Genomic DNA, 17,498 nt, shown 5'->3' on the forward strand with positions numbered 1-17,498 from the left:
TCCATGCCGACATCTCAGCATGGACATGCTCATCGCATGTCCCGCGCAGCCATCAGTACCACGATCGAGCGATCACGAACCAGGGAAGATCGGACTTAACGTCCACTCAGATTGCGGTGACTCCGAATACTTTAGGTGGATCAAGGACGGCGACTCCCGACGCAGCGCCCTCTATACCGATCGGTGTCTGGACAGCAACGGGGCCGGTGAGGCCTACCCCCTGGCATGCAACGGCGGAAACTACCAGAAGTGGACACTCAACGTGCTGTCCCGCACCTGAGTCCACAAGCGCGGGGAACGGCCGCCGTCTGTCGCGTTGACCCACGTCGTTTGCTCGACGTGCTGGTCTGTCCACCCCCCAAAAAAACGAGACCGCCCCCGGCCAAGTGACGAGTTCGCCGCCTGGCCGGGGGCGGCGCCCGTTCTGCCCACCGAAGGGACTGTCTGCCTGGTTTCGACAGCGCCCAACCTTCAGCTGAGCAAGCGGAAGACGTCCGCAGCGCCGCTGCCCGACGTCAGCGACGCCCCGGCTGGTCTCGCCCGGGTCGATCGCGATGACGAGATCGGGCCGACCGTCGACCTTGACGATCAGGTAGGCGTTGTCGTGCACGGTGAAGGTCAGGGTGGGACCGCTGACGGAACCGGTGATCCCCAGTTTCCGCGGGCTGATGCTGTATGCGCCGATGTTCGTGTTGTTGACCTTCGTGACCGCCAAGGTGGCATCACCGTCGCCCATCGCGAACTGAGCGGTGTCATAGCCCTGGTAGCCGTTGTAGCCGGCGTTCCTCTGCACCGGAACGTTGCGGCCGTTGACGGTCAGGCGGTAATCGGCCGACAACGGGTAGATCGATTGAACCGGGTAGATGGACGTGTCGGCGACCGCGGCGTCGGCGGTACGAGGTGTGAGGAGGACGGCCGCCATCGCAAGGATGAGAGCGGCGACCGCAAGCAGGCGGGAGAGAGGAGCCGAGCGTGGCAGAGGAGGGACTCTCAGGTTCACGTCGTGCCTCGTTCCTGGGGAGACGTGTCCCGGGGTGACCGGGGGGGTGTGTCGCAACGAGCACCTGCTCAGTGACCTGCGGAGAAGAGACGGGCGGCGCGGCAACGAGGTGTGCGGGCGGCCCCCGCCTCTTCACGCGGTCGCGGTCGTTGCGGACAACGCGGTGATCCGGCGGCCGTCGTGGGAGTGGGGGACGTTTCGATCCCGTGGTCGCGCCTCACTGTGCGGTGAGCGACCGCGGCCTTACCTGCCGTGAATGGATTCACGGCGTGGGTGGAGGGTAGTGACGGCGCCACAGCCATGTCAACGGTGTTGCGCGCTGCCCTCCGTGAGGGGAAGGGAGGACGCCCGGACCACCAACTCCGGCTCGAAGCGCCCCTCCGCCTCTCCTTCGCTCTCCAGGCCGAGCAGGATCCGGACGGCACTGGCCCCCAGCGCGGCGGACGGGTGGCGAATGGTCGTGAGCGGCACGATCGCGAAGTCGGCGAACTCGATGTCGTCGTAACCGACCAGGGAGAGGTCCTCGGGCACCCGGACCCCGCCTGTGATCAGCCGGTGCAGCAACCCCAGGGCGAGCAGGTCGTTTCCCGCGACGATGCCGTCGGGGATCTCGATCGCCGGGCGCCGGAGCAGCGTGCGTGCGGCTTCCTCGCCCACCTTCGCGGTCTGCACCCTGGTCCGGACGATCTCCAGCGCCACCGGCTCCGGCGACTCCTCGACCGCCCGCCTGACCCCGGTCAGCCGGAGGTCGACGTGAGGGTGCGCACCGCCGATGAAGATCAGGCGCCGGCGGCCCTGTGCGAGCAGGTGCGAGGCCGCCAGATAGCCGCCTTGCTCGTTGTTGCCCGAGATCGCCGGATAGCTGTGCCGGCCGGGCGCGGAGCCGACGAGGACGAACGGGGTGCCCCGGTCCCGCAGCCCGAGCAGTTCCGCGGGTACGTCGCCGACCGGGGCCGCGACGATGCCGCTCACCTGCTGGGACTCGAAGAAGTTGACGTAGGCCCGCTCGCGCGCGAGATCCTCATCGCTGTTGGCCACCAGGACGAAACGGCCGTGTGCGGCGGCCTCGGCCTCCGCTCCGGCCGCGATCTCAGCGTAGATCGGGTTGCCCATGCTGGAGACGAGCAGTCCGAGTGCCAGGCTGTGGCCGACCCGCAGACGCCGCGCCGCGTCGTTGCCCACGTAGCCGAGTTCTTCGGCTGCGGCGAGTACTCGTGTGCGCAGGTCCGGGGAGACGCGGCTGGGCTGCGTGAAGGTGTAGGAGACGGTGGCCCGGGAGACTCCGGCGCGCGATGCGACATCGCCGACCGTGGCGGCGGAGGCGGCCTTCTTCGACGCTGATCCAGAGGGCATCGGCTTCCTCCCAGCAGTACTCATCGGGCTCCTCCCGGCGCGGCGGCGCGAGCCAGGCTAGCGCACCTGTGAATGGAATCACGACGGCGTCCTCGAGCCTCGGGAACGCCTGTCACGACGGCGTCATCGAGCTTCCGGCAACACCATTGACATCCTCGTCGGCCAGGTCGTAGCGTGCCCGACACGTTGTGAATCGATTCACGGTTGAACTTGGCTGAAACCCCTCCCCATCTGCTCACGTCCGGCCGGATCGTGTCCACGCGCCTGTCAGGACGTACCTCACTGCACCTGCGACAGGAGTCCACACGTGGCAGTGCACTACTCCACGAAGGCATCGCCTGACCTGCGCGAACCTGCATCCGTTTCGCCTCGTGGCGAGAAGGGCAAGGCCCGGCGCGGCGTCGGGGTCCGCGCTCCCTGGTGGTTCATCGTGCCGGCGATCGCGATCTACCTATTCGTCGTCGTCGTGCCCAGCGCGCGCGGCGCGGTGTTCTCCTTCACCGACTGGAACGGCCTGCGCGCCGACTGGTCGCTCGTCGGAGCGGACAACTACGCCGCAGTCTTCTCGGACCGCACCGCACAGGACGCGCTGATCAACACCCTGGTCCTGGCGGTGGTGACCATGGTCGCCCAGAATGTCGTCGGGCTACTGCTCGCCCTCGGCGTGAACAGCATGGTCAAAAGCCGCTATCTGCTCCGAGTCGTCTTCTTCGCGCCGGTGGTGCTCACGCCCCTGGTCGCCGGATATGTGTGGAGCTTCCTGCTCTCGCCCAACGGAGCGATCAACGAGGCGCTGCGAAGCGTGGGGATGGACGGCCTCGCGCACGACTGGCTCGGCGACCCGGAGACCGCGCTGTACGCGATCGCCCTGCAGATCGTCTGGCAGTTCGCCGGCTACTCCATGGTGATCTACTTGGCCGGCCTGCAAGCGATCCCCGCCGAACTGCTGGAGGCGGCGACGATCGACGGGGCCGGGCCCTGGGACAAGTTCCGCCGTGTGGTGCTGCCGCTGCTCAACAGCGCGATCGTGATCAACGTGATGCTCACCCTGATCGGTGGGCTCAAGCAGTTCGACCAAGTCATGGCCATGACCGGAGGCGGCCCCGGGGCAGCGACCGAGACGATCTCGACGGCCATCTACAAGAGCGCCTTCACGACCGGTGACTTCCCCTTCTCGATCACGCTGGCCGTCGTCATGACCATGGTCATCGCGGTGCTGGCCGCTGTCCAGTTCCGCCTCTCGCAGAGGAAGGTCTCCTGATGCACGCGCGGTACACCTGGCGGACCCTGCTGCGCGAGATGAGCCTGATACTGCTCGCGCTGCTGTTCCTCATGCCCATCGCCGGCCTGCTCAACGTGTCGCTGAAACCGCAGAACAGCCAGACCAGCACCTTGAGCTTCGCGTTCCCGCCCACCTTCGACAACTACGCGACGGCCTGGAACCAGGCCGCTCTCGGCCCGGCGCTGGCCAACAGCTTCCTCGTCACGGCTCTCAGCGTCGTCCTGATCGTCGCCTTCGCGGCGATGGCCGCCTACCCCCTGGCGCGCGTGACCCGAGGATGGTCCCGCTGGACGTTCTTCTTCTTCATCGGCGGCCTGCTCCTTCCCGCGCAGCTGGCGCTGCTCCCGCTGTACGCCACCATGCGTGACCTCGGCCTGCTCGGCTCCCTCTGGTCGGTGATCCTGATCAACGTCGGGCAGCAGATGCCGTTCTCCGTCTTCCTCTACACGATGTTCCTGCGCGAGATGCCGCTCGACTACGAAGAGGCCGCGCTGCTCGACGGATGCGGCCCGCTGCGGTCCTTCACCACCGTGGTGTTTCCTCTGCTGCGTCCGGTCACCGGCACCGTGGTGATCCTCAACGCGGTCGGTATCTGGAACGAGTTCTTCACTCCACTGCTGTACCTGGGAGGCAGCGGCAACACCACCGCACCGGTGGCGGTCTACGGCTTCGTCGGCCAGTTCATGTCCCAGTGGCCGCTCATCTTCGCTGGTCTGGTGATCAGCGTGATCCCCATTCTGATCCTCTACTTCGCGCTGCAGAAGCACATCATCAAGGGCTTCGCCGGCGGGCTCAAAGGCTAGTGCCGCAACAGGCGCCGTTCGCCCCGTCGCGACGCCCGGCACGCTCCCCCAAAGGGGGTGCCCCACTCGCCGCACCGGCCGGAAGCCCGAGTACGTCCGGTACGAGGGCTTCCGGCCGGCACTCCCCCAGCCTCCGGCCGGGGGGGGACCCCCAGAGCACGCACCGGACGCCGCTCCATACCGGGCGAACGTCGCCTGCCGCGGCACCAGTCGTGCCGGGACTCAACGAAAGCAACCGGAGGTTCTCATGAGATCGACCACAGCGTTCGCGTCCGTATGTCTCCTCGCCCTGACCGCCAGCGGTTGCTCGACCTCAGGGGATGGCGGCAGTGCGACGGGGCAGGTGCTCACGCTGGCCGCCGCGGGCCAGGGCCCGGCCGAGGCTGCGGTCAAGGCCTTCGAGAAGGCCAATCCCGGGGTCGAGGTGAAGACGACGTACGCCCAGGACGATGCCTCCTACCAGCAGCAACTGCGGACCCAGCTGTCCTCGGGAACGGCACCCGACGTGTTTCGCATATGGCCGGGCGGTGGCAGCACCATGGCCGTACGCGACCTGGCCGAGGACGGCATGATGATGGACCTGTCCGGCGAGAGCTGGGCACCCGGCATGAGCGCCGACCTCAAGGCAGTCACCAGCGACTCCGAGGGCAAGGTCAGGGCCGTGCCCGTGACGGTCGGCGCCATCGGCGCGATCTGGAACGACCGGGCACTGGCCAAGAGCGGCCTGGACAAGCCCACGACGTGGAGCGAGGTGCTGGCCTTCTGCGAGGACGCCCGAGCCAAGGATGTCGTGCCGTTCGCGCTCGGTCTCAAGTCCGCCTGGGTCGCCCAGTTGCTGCCGTATTCCCTGGCCTCTTCCCTCGTCTACGGTCCCGACCCCGGCTTCACCCAGAAGCAGAAGGACGGCAAGGCCACCTTCGCGAAGTCGGCTTGGAAGGAGGCCGTCGACAAGGAGTTGGAGATGCGGGACGCGGGTTGTTTCAACGACAGTCCCAACGGTGTCGGATATGACGAGCAGATGCAGATGCTCGGTCAGGGCAAGGCCTTGGGCGCCGTGCACGTGGTGTCCGCGGTGGAGTCGGCCCGCACGTTCGCACCCCAGGGCACCACGTTCTCGATGACTCCGTTCCCTGCGACCGACCAGGCCGGCAGTACCTACCTGCCGGTGTCGGTCGGGATCACGTACGGGATCAACGCCAAGGCCAAGAACCCGGCCCTGGCCAAGAAGTTCATGGCGTTCCTCGCCTCGCCGGAGGGACAGAACCTGTACGCGACCGAGTCCGGGAGCAGTCCCGCGCTCTCCAGCCCCTCCTTCAAGCCCGACGCGTTGCAGCGGCCGGTGCTCAACGCGGTCGAGACGAAGAAGTCCACTGTCTACCCCGACCAGTCCTGGCCGAACGCGAAGGTCCAGCAGGAGCACCTGACCTCGACCCAAGAGTTGTTCAACGGAACGATCAACGTGTCGACGTTGCTCGACCGTATGGACAAGGCGTTCGGTGAGGCCAAGTGACCGTCGCGACCGTTACCGCGGACCCGGCCGTGACCGCGCGGGAGGCATGCCTGTGGATCACACCCAAGATCTTTGACGACCTGCTCGACCCGGCGCCCGGCGTGGCCGCGTTCTTCGACCACCACGCCGACTGGATGGCCGACCGGCCGGTCACGGTGGTCTTCTGCGCGGGCAACGGCGACCACATCCTGAACTACGCGGGTCGCCAGGCATGGGGCGACTGCTTCGACTGGGCCCGCTACAACTGCTTCGCGCTCGCTCCCGGCGGCCCGTCCGCCAGCGCCAGAGCGCACAACCGGGACTGGCTGGCCCGGGTGCGCGACGGGGGTGAGCGCTCGGCCAACCCGTACTCGGCCGGGCCGATGTTCACCCTCTCCGAGCAGCCGATGGACTACCGCACGCTGGACGCGATCTACGCGGCCATTCGCGCGGAGGCCACGCGACGCGGGCTCACGGTGAAACTGCTGGAGTACCTCGAACCCGGGCCCGAGTTCTGCAACAGCGAGTGGAAGACGGTGCGGCACCCGGAGGTGGCCACCGGCACCGCCGACGCCGGCGGGCATCTGGTGGCCGGCGTGATCGATGTGACGGCCGCGCTCAGTGCCGATGACCGGCCCTACGCAGCCTTCCCCGCAGGCATACCCGGTGGGTTGCGGGCCGGGGACTTCGTCGCCGACCAGACGGCCGCGTTCGCCGCCGACTTCGGGCTGGACGGCGTCATGCTCGGCAATCAGTTCGGCCTGGTCGGCTTCTGGCATCCGGACAACGCCCCGCCGCCCACGACGGAGCGGACGGCCGGGATCGAACGGTTCTTCCTACGCCTGCGCGAGGCCATGGGGCAGCGGCAGGTCTACTGGATGGACACCTACTGGCGAGCCGAGGTGGAGCGGTGGGCCTGGGGCATGACCGACACCGCCTACCGTTCACTCGATGCCATCCTGATCAGCACCTTCGCCGTGCTGGTGGAACGCACCGAGATCGTGCCCAACCTGCTGAGCAAGGCCGCGCTGGACGGACCTCGGTTGTTGCTCGGACTTGACTTCGTGGACCCCTGGTACTGGTACCGCACATACCTCGACGACCGGCGCACCTACTCCTACCAACGGGAGGTGCTGTCCGCACACGCAGACGCGGTGGGTGGCGTCTGCTTCTTCGCCAACGACACCTTCGGCCACTTCATCCCGGAGCCCGAGTTGTCCATGACTCTGGAGGTGGTGAGGAAGGCCGATTGCCGCTGACGGACGATGTGCTCGACGCCGGCGTACCCGGCGCCGAGCCTCTGCGACACTCGGCGGCCCCAACTCGCCGTAAGCGGGCCGGTGCGGCCGAGCGTCCTCCAGACGGGCGGCCGGCCGGGGACAGGGCGTAGGACAACCCGCGCTGTTCGAGATGAAGCCGGAAGGAGTGGGGACGCCGTAGCCGTCTTCGTCAGGCACGACCAGCTTCTTGAGCTACCACGCGGCGAGTGTGGCGAGCGGGCCGAGCGCCAGGCGCCGCTTCTCCCGGTGGGCGGTGGCGTCCGGCGCTCCTGCCTCTCGGCAACGGCCCGGGGGGCATCCGTCGTGGCGGATACAACGTCCCGTCCAAGGGGCGGGACGCGGTGCCGCGCCTGGGGAACGACATGTCGTCGGCCACCCGCGCCTCGGGGTGACCGCCTCGTACAGCCGCTCGGCGATCCGCCGCCGCATCGGAAACGCATCCCACAGCCACTGGTGCACGAACTGCCGCAGGGCCCCGCGTTCCCGTCCTGTCCGGCGGACGTTCGGCCATCGGCTGGACCGACTTGCGCCGCCGTCCAGCAGCGGACCCCGCGGACAGGGCTCGCCCCACCGCCGCCGATCCCGTCACGGCAACGGCCGGACCTTCGGCAACGGCGGGCAGGGGGCTGCTTCCGGTTACCAGCGGGGCAGCGTGGCGTCGTAGTCGGGCACGACACGGCGCATGTACCCGGTGTCGTCGCGGCACTCGCGGCCGGAGTCCAGGTAGGCCTGGTGCAGCCGGGTCAGCGCGTCCTCGTCGAGTTCGACACCCAGGCCGGGTCCGGTGGGCACGGGCACGCTTCCGTCGACGAAGCGCACTGCTCCCGGGCGGATCACGTCGCTCGCTGCGTTCCAGGGGTGGTGGGTGTCGCACGCGTAGGTGAGTTCCGGCACGGACGCGGCCAGGTGCACCATCGCGGCGAGGCTGATGCCGAGGTGGGAGTTGGAGTGCATCGACAGGCCGATGCCAAAAGCCTGGCACAGCAAAGCGAGGTCGTGGCTGCGTCGGAGACCGCCCCAGAGGTGGTGGTCGAGCAGGAGAATCTGGACGGCGTCCTGTTCCACCGCGGGACGGATGTGGGACAGGTTCGAGACGACCATGTTCGTGGCGAGCGGGAGCCTGGTCGACTGGGCGACCTGGGCCATGCCCTCGATGCCGGGGGCGGGGTCCTCAAGGTATTCCAGCACATCGGCCAGTTCGCGGGCCGCCTGCTGCGCGGTGGCCACGCTCCAGGCGGCATTGGGGTCGATGCGCAGGGGCAGGTCGGGAAAGGCGTGGGCCAGTGCTTGGACGGCTGCGATCTCGTCGGCGGGAGGGAAGACGCCGCCTTTGAGTTTCAGCGAGCCGAACCCGTACGCGTCGATCATGCGGCGGGCCTGCCGAACGATCCCGTCCGGATCGAGGGCGGGACCCCAGAGGTCGGAGCGTGCGGGGCGGCCGTCCAGGGCCGGGTGCTCGGCCCATTTGTAGAAGAGGTAGGCGCTGAAGGGCACCGCTTCACGTACGGCGCCTCCCAGGAGGTCACTCACCGGCCGGCCGACGAGTTTCCCCTGGGCGTCCAGTGCCGCTACCTCCAGCGGCGCCCAGGCCGCGTCGCGTTCCTCGACGCGGGTGGTGGTGCCGGCCAGCGCCCGGTGGACGGCCTGGCGCGCCGCGGTGGTGGCGAAGACGTCGAGGCCTCGCAGGTGCTGAGCAGCGGTCAGGAGCCGACTGTTCTCCGCCGCGCCTCCGGGGCACTCCCCCAGGCCCACGATGCCGTTCTCCAGTCGGAGCTGCACCACGCAGCGCAGGACCAGTGGCTCGTGTACGCCGGTGCTGTTCAGCAGCGGCGGGTCCTCGAAGGCGATCGGGGTGACTACGACGTCGACAATCTTCATGAACTCTCCAGGGAGACGCGTCGGGGCGTGGGACAACGTTGTCGGGCACGGGCCGGGCGGGCCCTGGGATGAGGGAAACCTCAGGACATTCATGTATGTGTCTGAAGTTCAGATTCTCGACTTGGCGGGAATACGTTAGGAACGATTCATTCCCGCCGTCAAGGGGCCCGGGGCTCCTGAGGATGACCGACGGATGCAGCCCTGGACGGGGCGGGGAGCCGTCGATACGGAAGTCTCCACAGCCCTGGTACGGCGTGGTCAAGAAGGACTTGTCGCAGCGAAAACATGGAGGGCATCGCCGGGGCGTCGAGACGGGCCAGCAAGGAGTGCACCACGGCGTACCCGGGGTAGCGTGGCGCCCGCCACCATCGCGATCCGCTGAGCTGCGGCTTCTGGTGGATGAAGCACCGTAGTTGTCACCGATACAGCGCGCTACCCGTCACCGACAGCGGGCGGAGCCGGGTTGATGTCACCGCCTCCAGTCGCCCCCTTTACCCCAATTGCCCTGGTCGCGTCAGATGCATTCGCTCACTACGTACGGCAGCATCTCTGCGGCTTCAGCCTCGCTGTAGTCGTACTCTCGGAGTTGCTCCAGCGCGCCAGCCATGTCGGCGTTCCCATCACCGTTATCCGCGTATGCACAAACGCGCTGCTGCTCTTGCTCTGTGAGACCCGCCCACCGGTACTCCACCGCGTTGAGATCTGCCTTGCCGACTGACGCCGAAGTCGACGCGGAGGGGGAAGCGCCCTCCACGCCTCGCTTGACGAAAGACGTAGAGGCACGTATGCGTTCCTCCGTATCGAGGTCTCCGACACCCGGGCCGAACGCCGGCCCTCAAACGCGGAGAGACGAGAGGCCCCGCACTCCTCGACGAGAGCGGACGGGGCCTGCTGCTGGTCGAGGCGCTCGCCGACCGTTGGGAGGTGGCCGACCGGGTCGGGCAGGGCGTCGCCCTCCCCGGCAAGACGATCCGGGCCGAGCTGGACCTCATGCCGCGCTGATCGGCCCGCCGCTGCCCGGGCAGTCCCGCCCGTTCTGCCTTCCGGAGGCCCGAGCCTGCCCTCATGGACCTGAACGGGCGGCGGGGGCTCGTATAGAAAGGAATTTTAGGCGGATGGCCGAGAGAAGGAGGTACTCATGCGGACCCGCATGAATGACGGAAGGGGCGAGGAGCAGGAGGTGGGCCGGAGGCGGGTCGGAGGCGCGGCAGCCGTGGGTGGACGTCATGCGATCTCCGCGTCGCCTGGATCGCTGCCGCTGCAACGCAGCGCGGGCAACGCGGCTTTCCTCCAGATCCTCCGCCAGAGCGGCCACCCATGGGCACAGGAACAGCACCGGCACGATGCCGGCTCCGCGGTGCAGCGGTCCGTGGACGGCGCCGGGAAGCGGTGGCGACCGACGGCGTCTCGGGCGACACCCGGCATGCCCCCCGTGCAGCGTGCCAACACGAAGAAGCGGAAGACCGACACTTCCTCCAGGGGCGGTTTCAACGAAGACACCGTCCCCTACGCGCTCATGCGCCCGGTCGCCAAGATCCTGGTGGACGAGTACGGGTGGGAGAGTTATGGCGCCCATGCGAGCCTCACGCTGCATCTGCCGATCCGGAAGGAGGGTGCCACTCCCAAGCAGAAGCTCTCACATGCGGCGGAAAAGATCTATGGTGGGGCTTCCAACGAACGCCCGGCGAGGGTCTTCGATAACAAGCCGCTGCGGGCCATCCGCTGGATCGCTACGACAGCCCTCCGCCGTCATGCGAGCGGCGTCGAGGTGCAGGCGAGTCTTGCCGAAGCCGGAAAGCTCTACATTTCTTCGAACATCAACTCTGTCAATGCCCAGCTGAAGAAACTAGCTGACGAACACAAGACCGTTCGTGAATTCGTAGGCGCGCTTCTGGAGATGGAGGTGAAGGCGGACAAGGCGGGAAGTGACCGCGAGAAGCGCCACGAGCGCCACGCTCGTGAACGGTTGGCGGATCCCGAGGTCCTGTCTAAGGACGACCCGGAGTACGCGGCCAAGAAGGCGGCAGATCGCTGGCCGGAACTTGCCGATCTCCGGGGGCGCACCGTCGATGTGCCCGCCGCTCACGAGGATGACGGCCACCACGCGGAACGGCGCATCGATGAGCACCTTGCCAAGCAGCACCCGGGCGAGGATCGGCCGATGGTCAAGCCCGACAACACCGCAGGCGTCAAACGCCCCTGCGTTGGCTGCTATCTCGCCCTGTACGCAAAGCATCATGACATCACACCCACAACAGTGGGGGCGGCCTGGTTCAGTAAGAATGCTTGGCAGGGAACCGTTGATGAAGCCAAGCTCGCCGATATTGGAAATCTCAAGGCGCTGGCGAAGCAGATCCACATCGCTGTCCGGGCGGCAGGCGGAACAAGTATCACTCTGTGCCGGGACCACAAAACTCCGTCCGGGAAGCCGTGGGATCATGGCACGGACTCCGAATCGGAGAATGAACCTGAAGCGTCTGGAGCGCATCCCACGCAGGAGCTGAACATGGCCGGCATGGGTCTGGGGCGATCACAGGAAATGGAAGAGTAGAACCGTCCGCAGCGACGCACGCCGGGTCTGCCGCACTGAGAGGGTACCCGTGAGTGCTTGCGGTAGGGTTCCGCCAACGGTTGCTGCTGCCCACCGCGCACGCCTACTGATCTTTTCGTACGTTCGGTGGGTGTGGTGGGTGGATGGTCAGGCCGGTATGGGTGAGGAATGACCATGGCAGTCGGGGGTTGGTGGTGATGCGGTGGATGCCTTGCTCGGTGGCGTCGGCGGCATCGGCGAGGTGGTCGCCGGCGAGGTTGGCGAGTTCACGCTTCTTGAGTGAGGACCACAGCAGTCCCACCGGGTTCGGCTCGGGAGCGTAGGCGGGTGATCGTTCCAGGGTGAGCCGGTCCTGTTCGTCGGCCCGGGCCCGCATCGCCCGGCTCCAGTGGGCGGACCGGCCGTCCCGGACCAGGACCACTCGCTCGCCGCGGTAGAACACCTTCATCTGCTCCAGGACCTCGATGAGGGTGGCGGTGTCGTAGCCGCCGGGCTTGAGGGGGAAGCACGGGCGGGCCCCGCGATCGGGGTCGGTGGAGTGGTATCCCAAGGCCCCGGCCATCGACGCACGCTTCCGGTCCAGGCGGTGCCGCAGGAGCGGAGTCTGCCCCCGGGGCGAGGAGGCGCGGCGGATCCGAGGAAGCGGGGAGACACCTGATTCGTCGAGGAAGACGATCCAGGCACGTGTGTTCACGGCCCCTTCTTGATGCGCGGCCACTCGTGCGCGATCCAGCGGGCGATCTCCGGTTCGTCCCGCTCGACCGCCCGCCGCTCGGGCCGCTGCAGACTCCGTCCCAGCCCTCCGGTCAGCAGCCGCCACACCGACGCCCTCGGCAACACCACCCCGGTTGTCCGGGTGACGACCGCGCCGACTCGTTCCAGGGTCCACAGGCCGGCCTCGAAACCATGAGCCTGGGCACCTCGCTCCAACGCGGCCCGCACCATCTCGACCTGGGTGTCGTCCAGCTTGGGTGGGCATCCGGTGGCTGCCCGCCGCCGCAGGGCCGAAGCACCGCCTTGCTCCCACACCCGTCGCCAACGCCGCACACTCTCGGCACACACCCCCACCGCCCTCGCGATCTCCGCATTCGAGACGCCGTCCTCGAACAACCCGACCGCCCGAACACGACACGCCTCCGCCAACTGCGGCCGCGACAAAGGAGGAAGGAAGGAGCCGGCAACCGAAGGGGAAGGCCGATAAGCCATACCGACGGCCTCCCACCCGCACAGCCACCACACCCACCGAACTTACGAAAAGATCAGTAGTCGACGAGGGAGACGGATAATGCCCGCGCTGCTGCTGGACGCCGAGGCCTCCCGCTGCCCGGTGTCCGGACCCCGGCTGGAGCCCGCGATCGTGATGCGGTCCGACCAGCGGGTCCACCTCCCCGGCTCCGGGTGAGCCGGAACGGTCTCACCTACAGGGGTGCCGGCCCGGCGGACCGCGCCCCCGAGCGGTTTCTGTGGCCGCAGGTCACCGGCCCGGAGACCGGCCGCTACCTCTACGCGGACGTCACCCCGGTCAAGCAGCGCCGCGCGATGCAGAGCGCGCACCGGTTGCCGTGCCAGGTCGGGATGGGCCCCCGGCGACCAGGACGTCTACCGGCGTGCTGTGGCTCGTGCCCAAGCGACCGGCACGGCCCAGGACCCGGTCGGCCCGCGGTGGCCGGAGATCAGAACGGCCGAGTCTCTGGTATGCACCTTCCGCGCGCCGCACGCAGCTCGCGACTGTAAGCGGATGGCCGTTTCGGGTACGGCGCCTTCTTCGTTCGCAAGGCGGAGCTCGTCGCCGTCGAGGGCGCCGTGTACCGACCCTCGTCTGCCAGGAGGCTCGAGGCCGTCAAAGGAGCGCTCTGTGAGCTGGACCAGTCCGACGAGGAGGAGCGGGCCGAGAGCTCCATCGATCCGCGCTTTATGCTCGCCCGTCACCTGGGCGGTCGCCGGCAGCGCGCGGGCCACGAGCCGGGGTGCCGCCCTCTCGGCCTCGATGCTGTCCGGGTGTCCGGGTGTCCGAGGAAGAGCGTCAGCCGTGCTTCGCCGTCGGCGGAGGGGTGGATGTGGATGTGCTCCAACTGTTCCTCCGACGCGATCAGTTGGCGGATGTGGACGTCGAGGGCGGGCTCGCCGTGCCACGCCCCGGTGGGTACGGTCGCCGTCATCAGGAACATGCGTTGCGTCCCCGCGAATTTTCTGTGCATCGGACCGCGTACCCCTGAGTAAGGTTGCTCCTGATCGTTTTGGGCTGGGATAGTCCACAAGGCTGCGATTCTGACCGTGCGGCCGCTGGGGGATCTCTGGGGGGAGTTGAGCTGTGGGACAACTGGGTCTCGATGCGGACGCCGAGGCCGTGTACCGGATATTGCTGAAACGGCCCAGGGCGGGGGTCCTGGAGATAGCGGAAGGGCTCGGCTGGCCCGTCGAGCGGGCCACGGCCACTCTGGACAGGCTGGCCGAGTTCACCCTGGTGCAGGAATCCTCCGAGGAGCCGGACAAAGTCCGCCTGGTCAACCCGGAGTTCGGGCTCGCCGGACTCCTCCACCGCCAGGAACAGGAACTGGCCCTGCGCCAGCAGGCCGTCGCCGCGACCCGGCTGGCCATCACGCAGATGCTCACCGAGTACGACGAGGGCCAGGCCGCGCAGGCCGACGAGGTGCGCCGTTACGCCGGACTCGACGCCATCACGTCCCAGATCGAGCGGCTCGCCCACGGCGCGGAGAGCACGATCGAGGTGTTCGCGCCGCGCGGCGGCCAGACGGCGGCGGCCCTGAAGGCGGCCCGTCCGCTCGACCAGTCGGCCGTCGAGCGCGGTGTGCAGGTGCGCTACATCTACCTGGACTCGGTCCGCAACGACCCGGCGACGCTGACCTACGCACGCTGGCTGCAGGACATCGGCGGCGAGGTGCGGGTGCTGCCCCAACTGCCGCTGCGGATGATCATCTACGACCGCCGGGCCGCGATCGTGCCCACGGACCCCGAGGCCGCCGCGCGGGGCGTGCTGGTGCTGCAGGGCGCGGGGGTCGTCACCGCCCTGGTCTCGCTCTTCCAGCAGACCTGGGAACAGGCTCAGCCGCTCGGCAGGAGCAGAAGGGTGACTCCTGACGGGCTCGCCCCGCAGGAACAGGCCGTCCTCGACCTCCTCTTCGAGGGCCACACCGATGATGTGGTCGCCCGCAAGCTGGGAGTGTCGGTGCGTACGGGACGGCGTATCACCGCCGATCTGATGGCGCGGCTCGGGGCACGCAGCCGCTTTCAGGCGGGGGCACTGGCCATGGAGCGCGGGTGGCTGGGCCCCGGCGGCGCGGGCGAGAGCGACGCCGGCGCCGACGCGAGCGAAGCCTGACCCGAGGCGCCTGTGGATGCCGGGCCCCCACGGCGCGCGGACGACGCCGCCGAGGGCGGTGGGCACGGGACCCACCGCCCCGCGGACACCCCCGCCGGCCACCGCCACGCGGCTCACCGCGTGTGCGCCGGTACGTCGCGCGGGGAGTTGACCGCGTCGGGGACGGGCATGCCCGCGAGCGCGAGCAGGACGGACTCGGCGGCCCGGGCGCCGGCCCGTTCCTGCACCTCGGGGGTGCTCGCCCCCAGGCGCGGTGTCGTGATCACGTTGTCGAGGCCGGACAGCGGGGAGTCCGTGCGGGGCTCCTGGGCGTAGACGTCCAGGGCGGCGCCCGCGATCCGGCCCTCTTTCAGGACCGCGTACAGCTCCCCCTCGTCGACGATGCCGCCGCGCGCCGCGTTCACGAGGCGCAGATCCGGCCGTACGCGCCGGAGGGCGTCGAAGCCGATCAGGCCGACCGTCCGTCCGGGTCGGTGGTCGTGAGCAGAGCGAGACGGCCCGGCTCGCCGGGCTCGGACAGCAGTGCCGCGAGCTGGAAGGCGCCCGTGGCCGCGGCGGTCTCGCCGAGCAGCGCCACGGAGGCCGTGCGACCGCGCACCGGGGCGTCGAACAGGGCCTCGTGCACGCGTCGCTCCTGCGCGCCCGCCGTCCCGGGGGCGTCGCCGGGCAGGGCTGCCCAGACGTCCCCGGGGGAGACGCCCGCCTCCGCGAGTGCGGCGTGCACCGTCGCCGTGAGGACCTCCGTGACGTCGTCGCGCGGCGCCACCCGGTGGTGGACGGGCAGGATCTCGGCCAGCGGCTCGCCCGTGGCGGTGTCGCCCGCTTCGAGGAGCACCAGCACACAGCCCTCGCCGAACACCACGTCGCCGCTGCGTGCGTGAGGTGGGCGCGGGTCGCCGAGTGCTCCTCGGCCGAGCCGGCGAGCACCCGCCGGGCCCGTCCGTCGGCGAGCAGCCGACGGGCGCGGTCCAGGGCGACGAGGCCCGAGAGCCGGCCGGCCGCGACGGTGGAGTTGGGGGCCCTTGAGCGAGTGGTGGATCGCGCCGTCCGAAGCGAACCTGTTCATCGCCGTGTTGGGCGCCTTCGACGGCGGCACGTCGATGGGGCGGTCGCCTTCGAGGGGGCCTTGGTGAACTCCATGAACCCCTGGATGCTCCCGGTCGCCGTGCTGAGCACGACACCGGTGCCGAGGTCGCCGTCCGGCCCGGCCCGGGGTGCGCCGGACGGCGCCTGTGCCTCGTTCCCGGCAGGCCCGGCGGCGAGCAGTTCGCGCACCGCCACGCGGTGAGGCCGGTGAGCCGGTCCATGCCCCGGGTGCCGGCCCGGCCGAGCGCCTCGCGGATCTCGAAGCCGGGGACGATCCGGGCGGTCGCGGCGGGCTGCGCCGTCCACTCCTCCGGTGTCGCGGACCGTGCCGGCGCGGTGCGGCCGGTGCCGTACGGCGACACGGCCGACCAGGCGGTGACGACCGCGGTACTCATCGGACGTACTCCTCTCGGGGGCTTTCGTGGTGGCCGAGCAGGACGACGGCGTTGTTGCCGCCGAAGGCCAGGCCGTTGTTCTGCACGATCCGCACGTCCGCGGGTAGGGACGCGTTCGGGACGACGTCGACGTCGCAGGCCGGGTCGGTGGTGCGGTGGTCGGCCGTCGGCGGGACGAACCCGTGGCGGACGGCGAGCGCCGACGCGATGGCGCCCAGGGCGCTGGCCGCGCCCATGGTGTGGCCGATCACCGCCTTGATGCCGACGGTGCGCGGCGGCCGGTCCCCGTACACCTGGCGGATGGCGGCGACCTCGGTGGTGTCGTTGGTCGGGGTGCCGGTGCCGTGCGCGGAGATCAGGCCGACCTCCTCCGGTTTGACGGAGGCGTTCTCCAGGGCGCGCCGATCAGGCTCACGGCCAGGTCCAGGCGTCGCCGCAGGTCGCCCGAGTACTCCTTGACGGGCTTGTCCGCGGCGGCCTCCAGCTCGAACTGCGTGAGGAGTCCGGCGGCCCGGGCCCGTGCGCCGGCGCGGCCGAGTCGCAGCAGCCCGCCGAGCAGGACCAGGTTCTCGCGGCCGGTGAGAAGCTCATCGACGGCGGCGTACTGCCCGGCGAGACCGATCCGGCGGCGCACCTCGCGCCGCTGCCGCACGACGTCGAAGCCCGCGACGCGATCCGTGCCGGCGTCGGGCTCCAGCAGGGTGGCGAGCGTGCGGACCGTGGTGGTCCTGCCCGCGCCGTTGGGCCCGAGCAGACCGAGCACCGTTCCCGCCTCGACCGACAGGCCCACACCGTCCAGGGCGCGGTGGCCGCCGTAGTGCTTCGTCAGGCCGTCGGCCTCGATCGCGGTGTTCACGGAGTCCCCCCTTTCCTACCACTGATGAATGACGTGCATGACGTGCATGCGCTGTACGGCTGAATGCACCGAGCGCATGAACGGGTGAATGACCGAACGACTGTGGCGCAGAAGGAACGTAACCGCCCCCGGGTTCCGCGGGCGCTGGCAGGATCCTGCCGAGGCATCCAACTGACATGCTCGAC

General features: G+C 69.1%; 14 protein-coding genes and 3 pseudogenes. 7 read left to right on the forward strand and 10 right to left on the reverse strand.

Annotated features, from left to right (window positions below; translation table 11 throughout):
• Positions 1 to 106 precede the first annotated feature (106 nt).
• Entirely contained in the window at positions 107 to 922 is an 816-nt protein-coding gene (locus tag ACIRFH_RS28155) for a hypothetical protein (protein WP_403526569.1), read from the reverse strand.
• 381 nt (positions 923 to 1,303) lie between these two features.
• Positions 1,304 to 2,353 carry a LacI family DNA-binding transcriptional regulator gene (locus tag ACIRFH_RS28160; RefSeq protein WP_403526572.1) on the reverse strand — a complete coding sequence of 350 codons (1,050 nt, stop codon included), beginning with the start codon at positions 2,351 to 2,353 and terminating at the stop codon, positions 1,304 to 1,306.
• A gap of 307 nt (positions 2,354 to 2,660) precedes the next feature.
• Between ACIRFH_RS28160 and ACIRFH_RS28165 the strand changes: the two genes are divergently transcribed.
• The 4 genes from ACIRFH_RS28165 (at position 2,661) to ACIRFH_RS28180 (ending at position 7,186) form a co-directional block, all read left to right on the forward strand.
• Positions 2,661 to 3,614, forward strand: coding sequence for a carbohydrate ABC transporter permease (locus tag ACIRFH_RS28165; protein WP_403526575.1), 954 nt, complete (start codon positions 2,661 to 2,663; stop codon positions 3,612 to 3,614).
• Entirely contained in the window at positions 3,614 to 4,438 is an 825-nt protein-coding gene (locus tag ACIRFH_RS28170) for a carbohydrate ABC transporter permease (RefSeq protein ID WP_403526577.1), read from the forward strand. Before ACIRFH_RS28165 ends, ACIRFH_RS28170 begins: the two co-directional genes overlap by 1 nt.
• Before the next feature lie 247 nt (positions 4,439 to 4,685).
• The gene (locus tag ACIRFH_RS28175) at positions 4,686 to 5,948 is read left to right on the forward strand and encodes an extracellular solute-binding protein (RefSeq protein WP_403526579.1); all 1,263 of its coding nucleotides are present in this window, start codon (positions 4,686 to 4,688) and stop codon (positions 5,946 to 5,948) included.
• On the forward strand, positions 5,945 to 7,186 hold the full coding sequence (locus tag ACIRFH_RS28180) for a hypothetical protein (protein ID WP_403526582.1): 1,242 nt from the start codon (positions 5,945 to 5,947) through the stop codon (positions 7,184 to 7,186). The genes ACIRFH_RS28175 and ACIRFH_RS28180 overlap by 4 nt, the downstream gene beginning before the upstream one ends.
• 657 nt (positions 7,187 to 7,843) lie before the next feature.
• Here ACIRFH_RS28180 and ACIRFH_RS28185 read toward each other — a convergent pair.
• On the reverse strand, positions 7,844 to 9,085 hold the full coding sequence (locus ACIRFH_RS28185) for an enolase C-terminal domain-like protein (protein ID WP_403526584.1): 1,242 nt from the start codon (positions 9,083 to 9,085) through the stop codon (positions 7,844 to 7,846).
• 793 nt (positions 9,086 to 9,878) lie between these two features.
• On the opposite strand from ACIRFH_RS28185, the pseudogene ACIRFH_RS28190 reads away from it, so the two are divergent.
• Positions 9,879 to 10,087: pseudogene (locus ACIRFH_RS28190) on the forward strand (ATP-binding protein); the annotation flags it as partial.
• A 136-nt stretch (positions 10,088 to 10,223) separates the two neighbouring features.
• Positions 10,224 to 11,636 carry a hypothetical protein gene (locus tag ACIRFH_RS28195; RefSeq protein WP_403526587.1) on the forward strand — a complete coding sequence of 471 codons (1,413 nt, stop codon included), beginning with the start codon at positions 10,224 to 10,226 and terminating at the stop codon, positions 11,634 to 11,636.
• A 103-nt stretch (positions 11,637 to 11,739) separates the two neighbouring features.
• Here the strand turns inward: ACIRFH_RS28195 and ACIRFH_RS28200 are convergent, their stop codons facing one another.
• The 3 genes from ACIRFH_RS28200 to ACIRFH_RS28210 all read right to left on the reverse strand — a co-directional run bounded on the left by ACIRFH_RS28200 (position 11,740) and on the right by ACIRFH_RS28210 (position 13,804).
• Positions 11,740 to 12,330 carry a transposase gene (locus ACIRFH_RS28200; RefSeq protein WP_403526590.1) on the reverse strand — a complete coding sequence of 197 codons (591 nt, stop codon included), beginning with the start codon at positions 12,328 to 12,330 and terminating at the stop codon, positions 11,740 to 11,742.
• Positions 12,327 to 12,842, reverse strand: a complete 516-nt coding sequence (locus tag ACIRFH_RS28205; protein WP_403526593.1) for a winged helix-turn-helix domain-containing protein — start codon at positions 12,840 to 12,842, stop codon at positions 12,327 to 12,329. Before ACIRFH_RS28205 ends, ACIRFH_RS28200 begins: the two co-directional genes overlap by 4 nt.
• A gap of 719 nt (positions 12,843 to 13,561) precedes the next feature.
• Positions 13,562 to 13,804 carry a hypothetical protein gene (locus ACIRFH_RS28210; protein WP_403526596.1) on the reverse strand — a complete coding sequence of 81 codons (243 nt, stop codon included), beginning with the start codon at positions 13,802 to 13,804 and terminating at the stop codon, positions 13,562 to 13,564.
• A gap of 143 nt (positions 13,805 to 13,947) precedes the next feature.
• On the opposite strand from ACIRFH_RS28210, the gene ACIRFH_RS28215 reads away from it, so the two are divergent.
• Entirely contained in the window at positions 13,948 to 14,976 is a 1,029-nt protein-coding gene (locus tag ACIRFH_RS28215; protein ID WP_403526598.1) for a helix-turn-helix domain-containing protein, read from the forward strand.
• Positions 14,977 to 15,122: 146 nt separating this feature from the next.
• Here the strand turns inward: ACIRFH_RS28215 and ACIRFH_RS28220 are convergent.
• The 4 genes and pseudogenes from ACIRFH_RS28220 to ACIRFH_RS28235 all read right to left on the reverse strand — a co-directional run.
• A pseudogene (locus ACIRFH_RS28220) lies at positions 15,123 to 15,440 on the reverse strand (NAD(P)-dependent oxidoreductase); the annotation flags it as partial.
• Positions 15,425 to 15,838, reverse strand: coding sequence for a hypothetical protein (locus tag ACIRFH_RS28225; protein ID WP_403526601.1), 414 nt, complete (start codon positions 15,836 to 15,838; stop codon positions 15,425 to 15,427). The pseudogene ACIRFH_RS28220 and the gene ACIRFH_RS28225, both read right to left, overlap by 16 nt.
• A gap of 615 nt (positions 15,839 to 16,453) precedes the next feature.
• A pseudogene (locus tag ACIRFH_RS28230) lies at positions 16,454 to 16,855 on the reverse strand (beta-ketoacyl-[acyl-carrier-protein] synthase family protein); the annotation flags it as partial.
• A complete protein-coding gene (locus tag ACIRFH_RS28235) occupies positions 16,813 to 17,313 on the reverse strand; it encodes an ATP-binding cassette domain-containing protein (protein WP_403526604.1) in 501 nt (166 codons plus the stop codon). The gene ACIRFH_RS28235 and the pseudogene ACIRFH_RS28230, both read right to left, overlap by 43 nt.
• Positions 17,314 to 17,498 lie beyond the last annotated feature (185 nt).

This window comes from Streptomyces sp. NPDC093586, from assembly GCF_044764905.1.
Lineage (GTDB): Bacteria > Actinomycetota > Actinomycetes > Streptomycetales > Streptomycetaceae > Streptomyces.

What these genes read in the sequence shown, in the direction of transcription:
- ACIRFH_RS28170 (WP_403526577.1), top strand. Translation starts at nt 3,614, where the DNA reads ATGCACGCGCGGTACACCTGGCGGACCCTGCTGCGCGAGATGAGCCTG.
- ACIRFH_RS28160 (WP_403526572.1), bottom strand. Translation starts at nt 2,353, where the DNA reads ATGCCCTCTGGATCAGCGTCGAAGAAGGCCGCCTCCGCCGCCACGGTC.
- ACIRFH_RS28195 (WP_403526587.1), top strand. Translation starts at nt 10,224, where the DNA reads ATGCGGACCCGCATGAATGACGGAAGGGGCGAGGAGCAGGAGGTGGGC.
- ACIRFH_RS28155 (WP_403526569.1), bottom strand. Translation starts at nt 922, where the DNA reads ATGGCGGCCGTCCTCCTCACACCTCGTACCGCCGACGCCGCGGTCGCC.
- ACIRFH_RS28175 (WP_403526579.1), top strand. Translation starts at nt 4,686, where the DNA reads ATGAGATCGACCACAGCGTTCGCGTCCGTATGTCTCCTCGCCCTGACC.
- ACIRFH_RS28205 (WP_403526593.1), bottom strand. Translation starts at nt 12,842, where the DNA reads ATGGCTTATCGGCCTTCCCCTTCGGTTGCCGGCTCCTTCCTTCCTCCT.
- ACIRFH_RS28210 (WP_403526596.1), bottom strand. Translation starts at nt 13,804, where the DNA reads ATGTTCCTGATGACGGCGACCGTACCCACCGGGGCGTGGCACGGCGAG.
- ACIRFH_RS28185 (WP_403526584.1), bottom strand. Translation starts at nt 9,085, where the DNA reads ATGAAGATTGTCGACGTCGTAGTCACCCCGATCGCCTTCGAGGACCCG.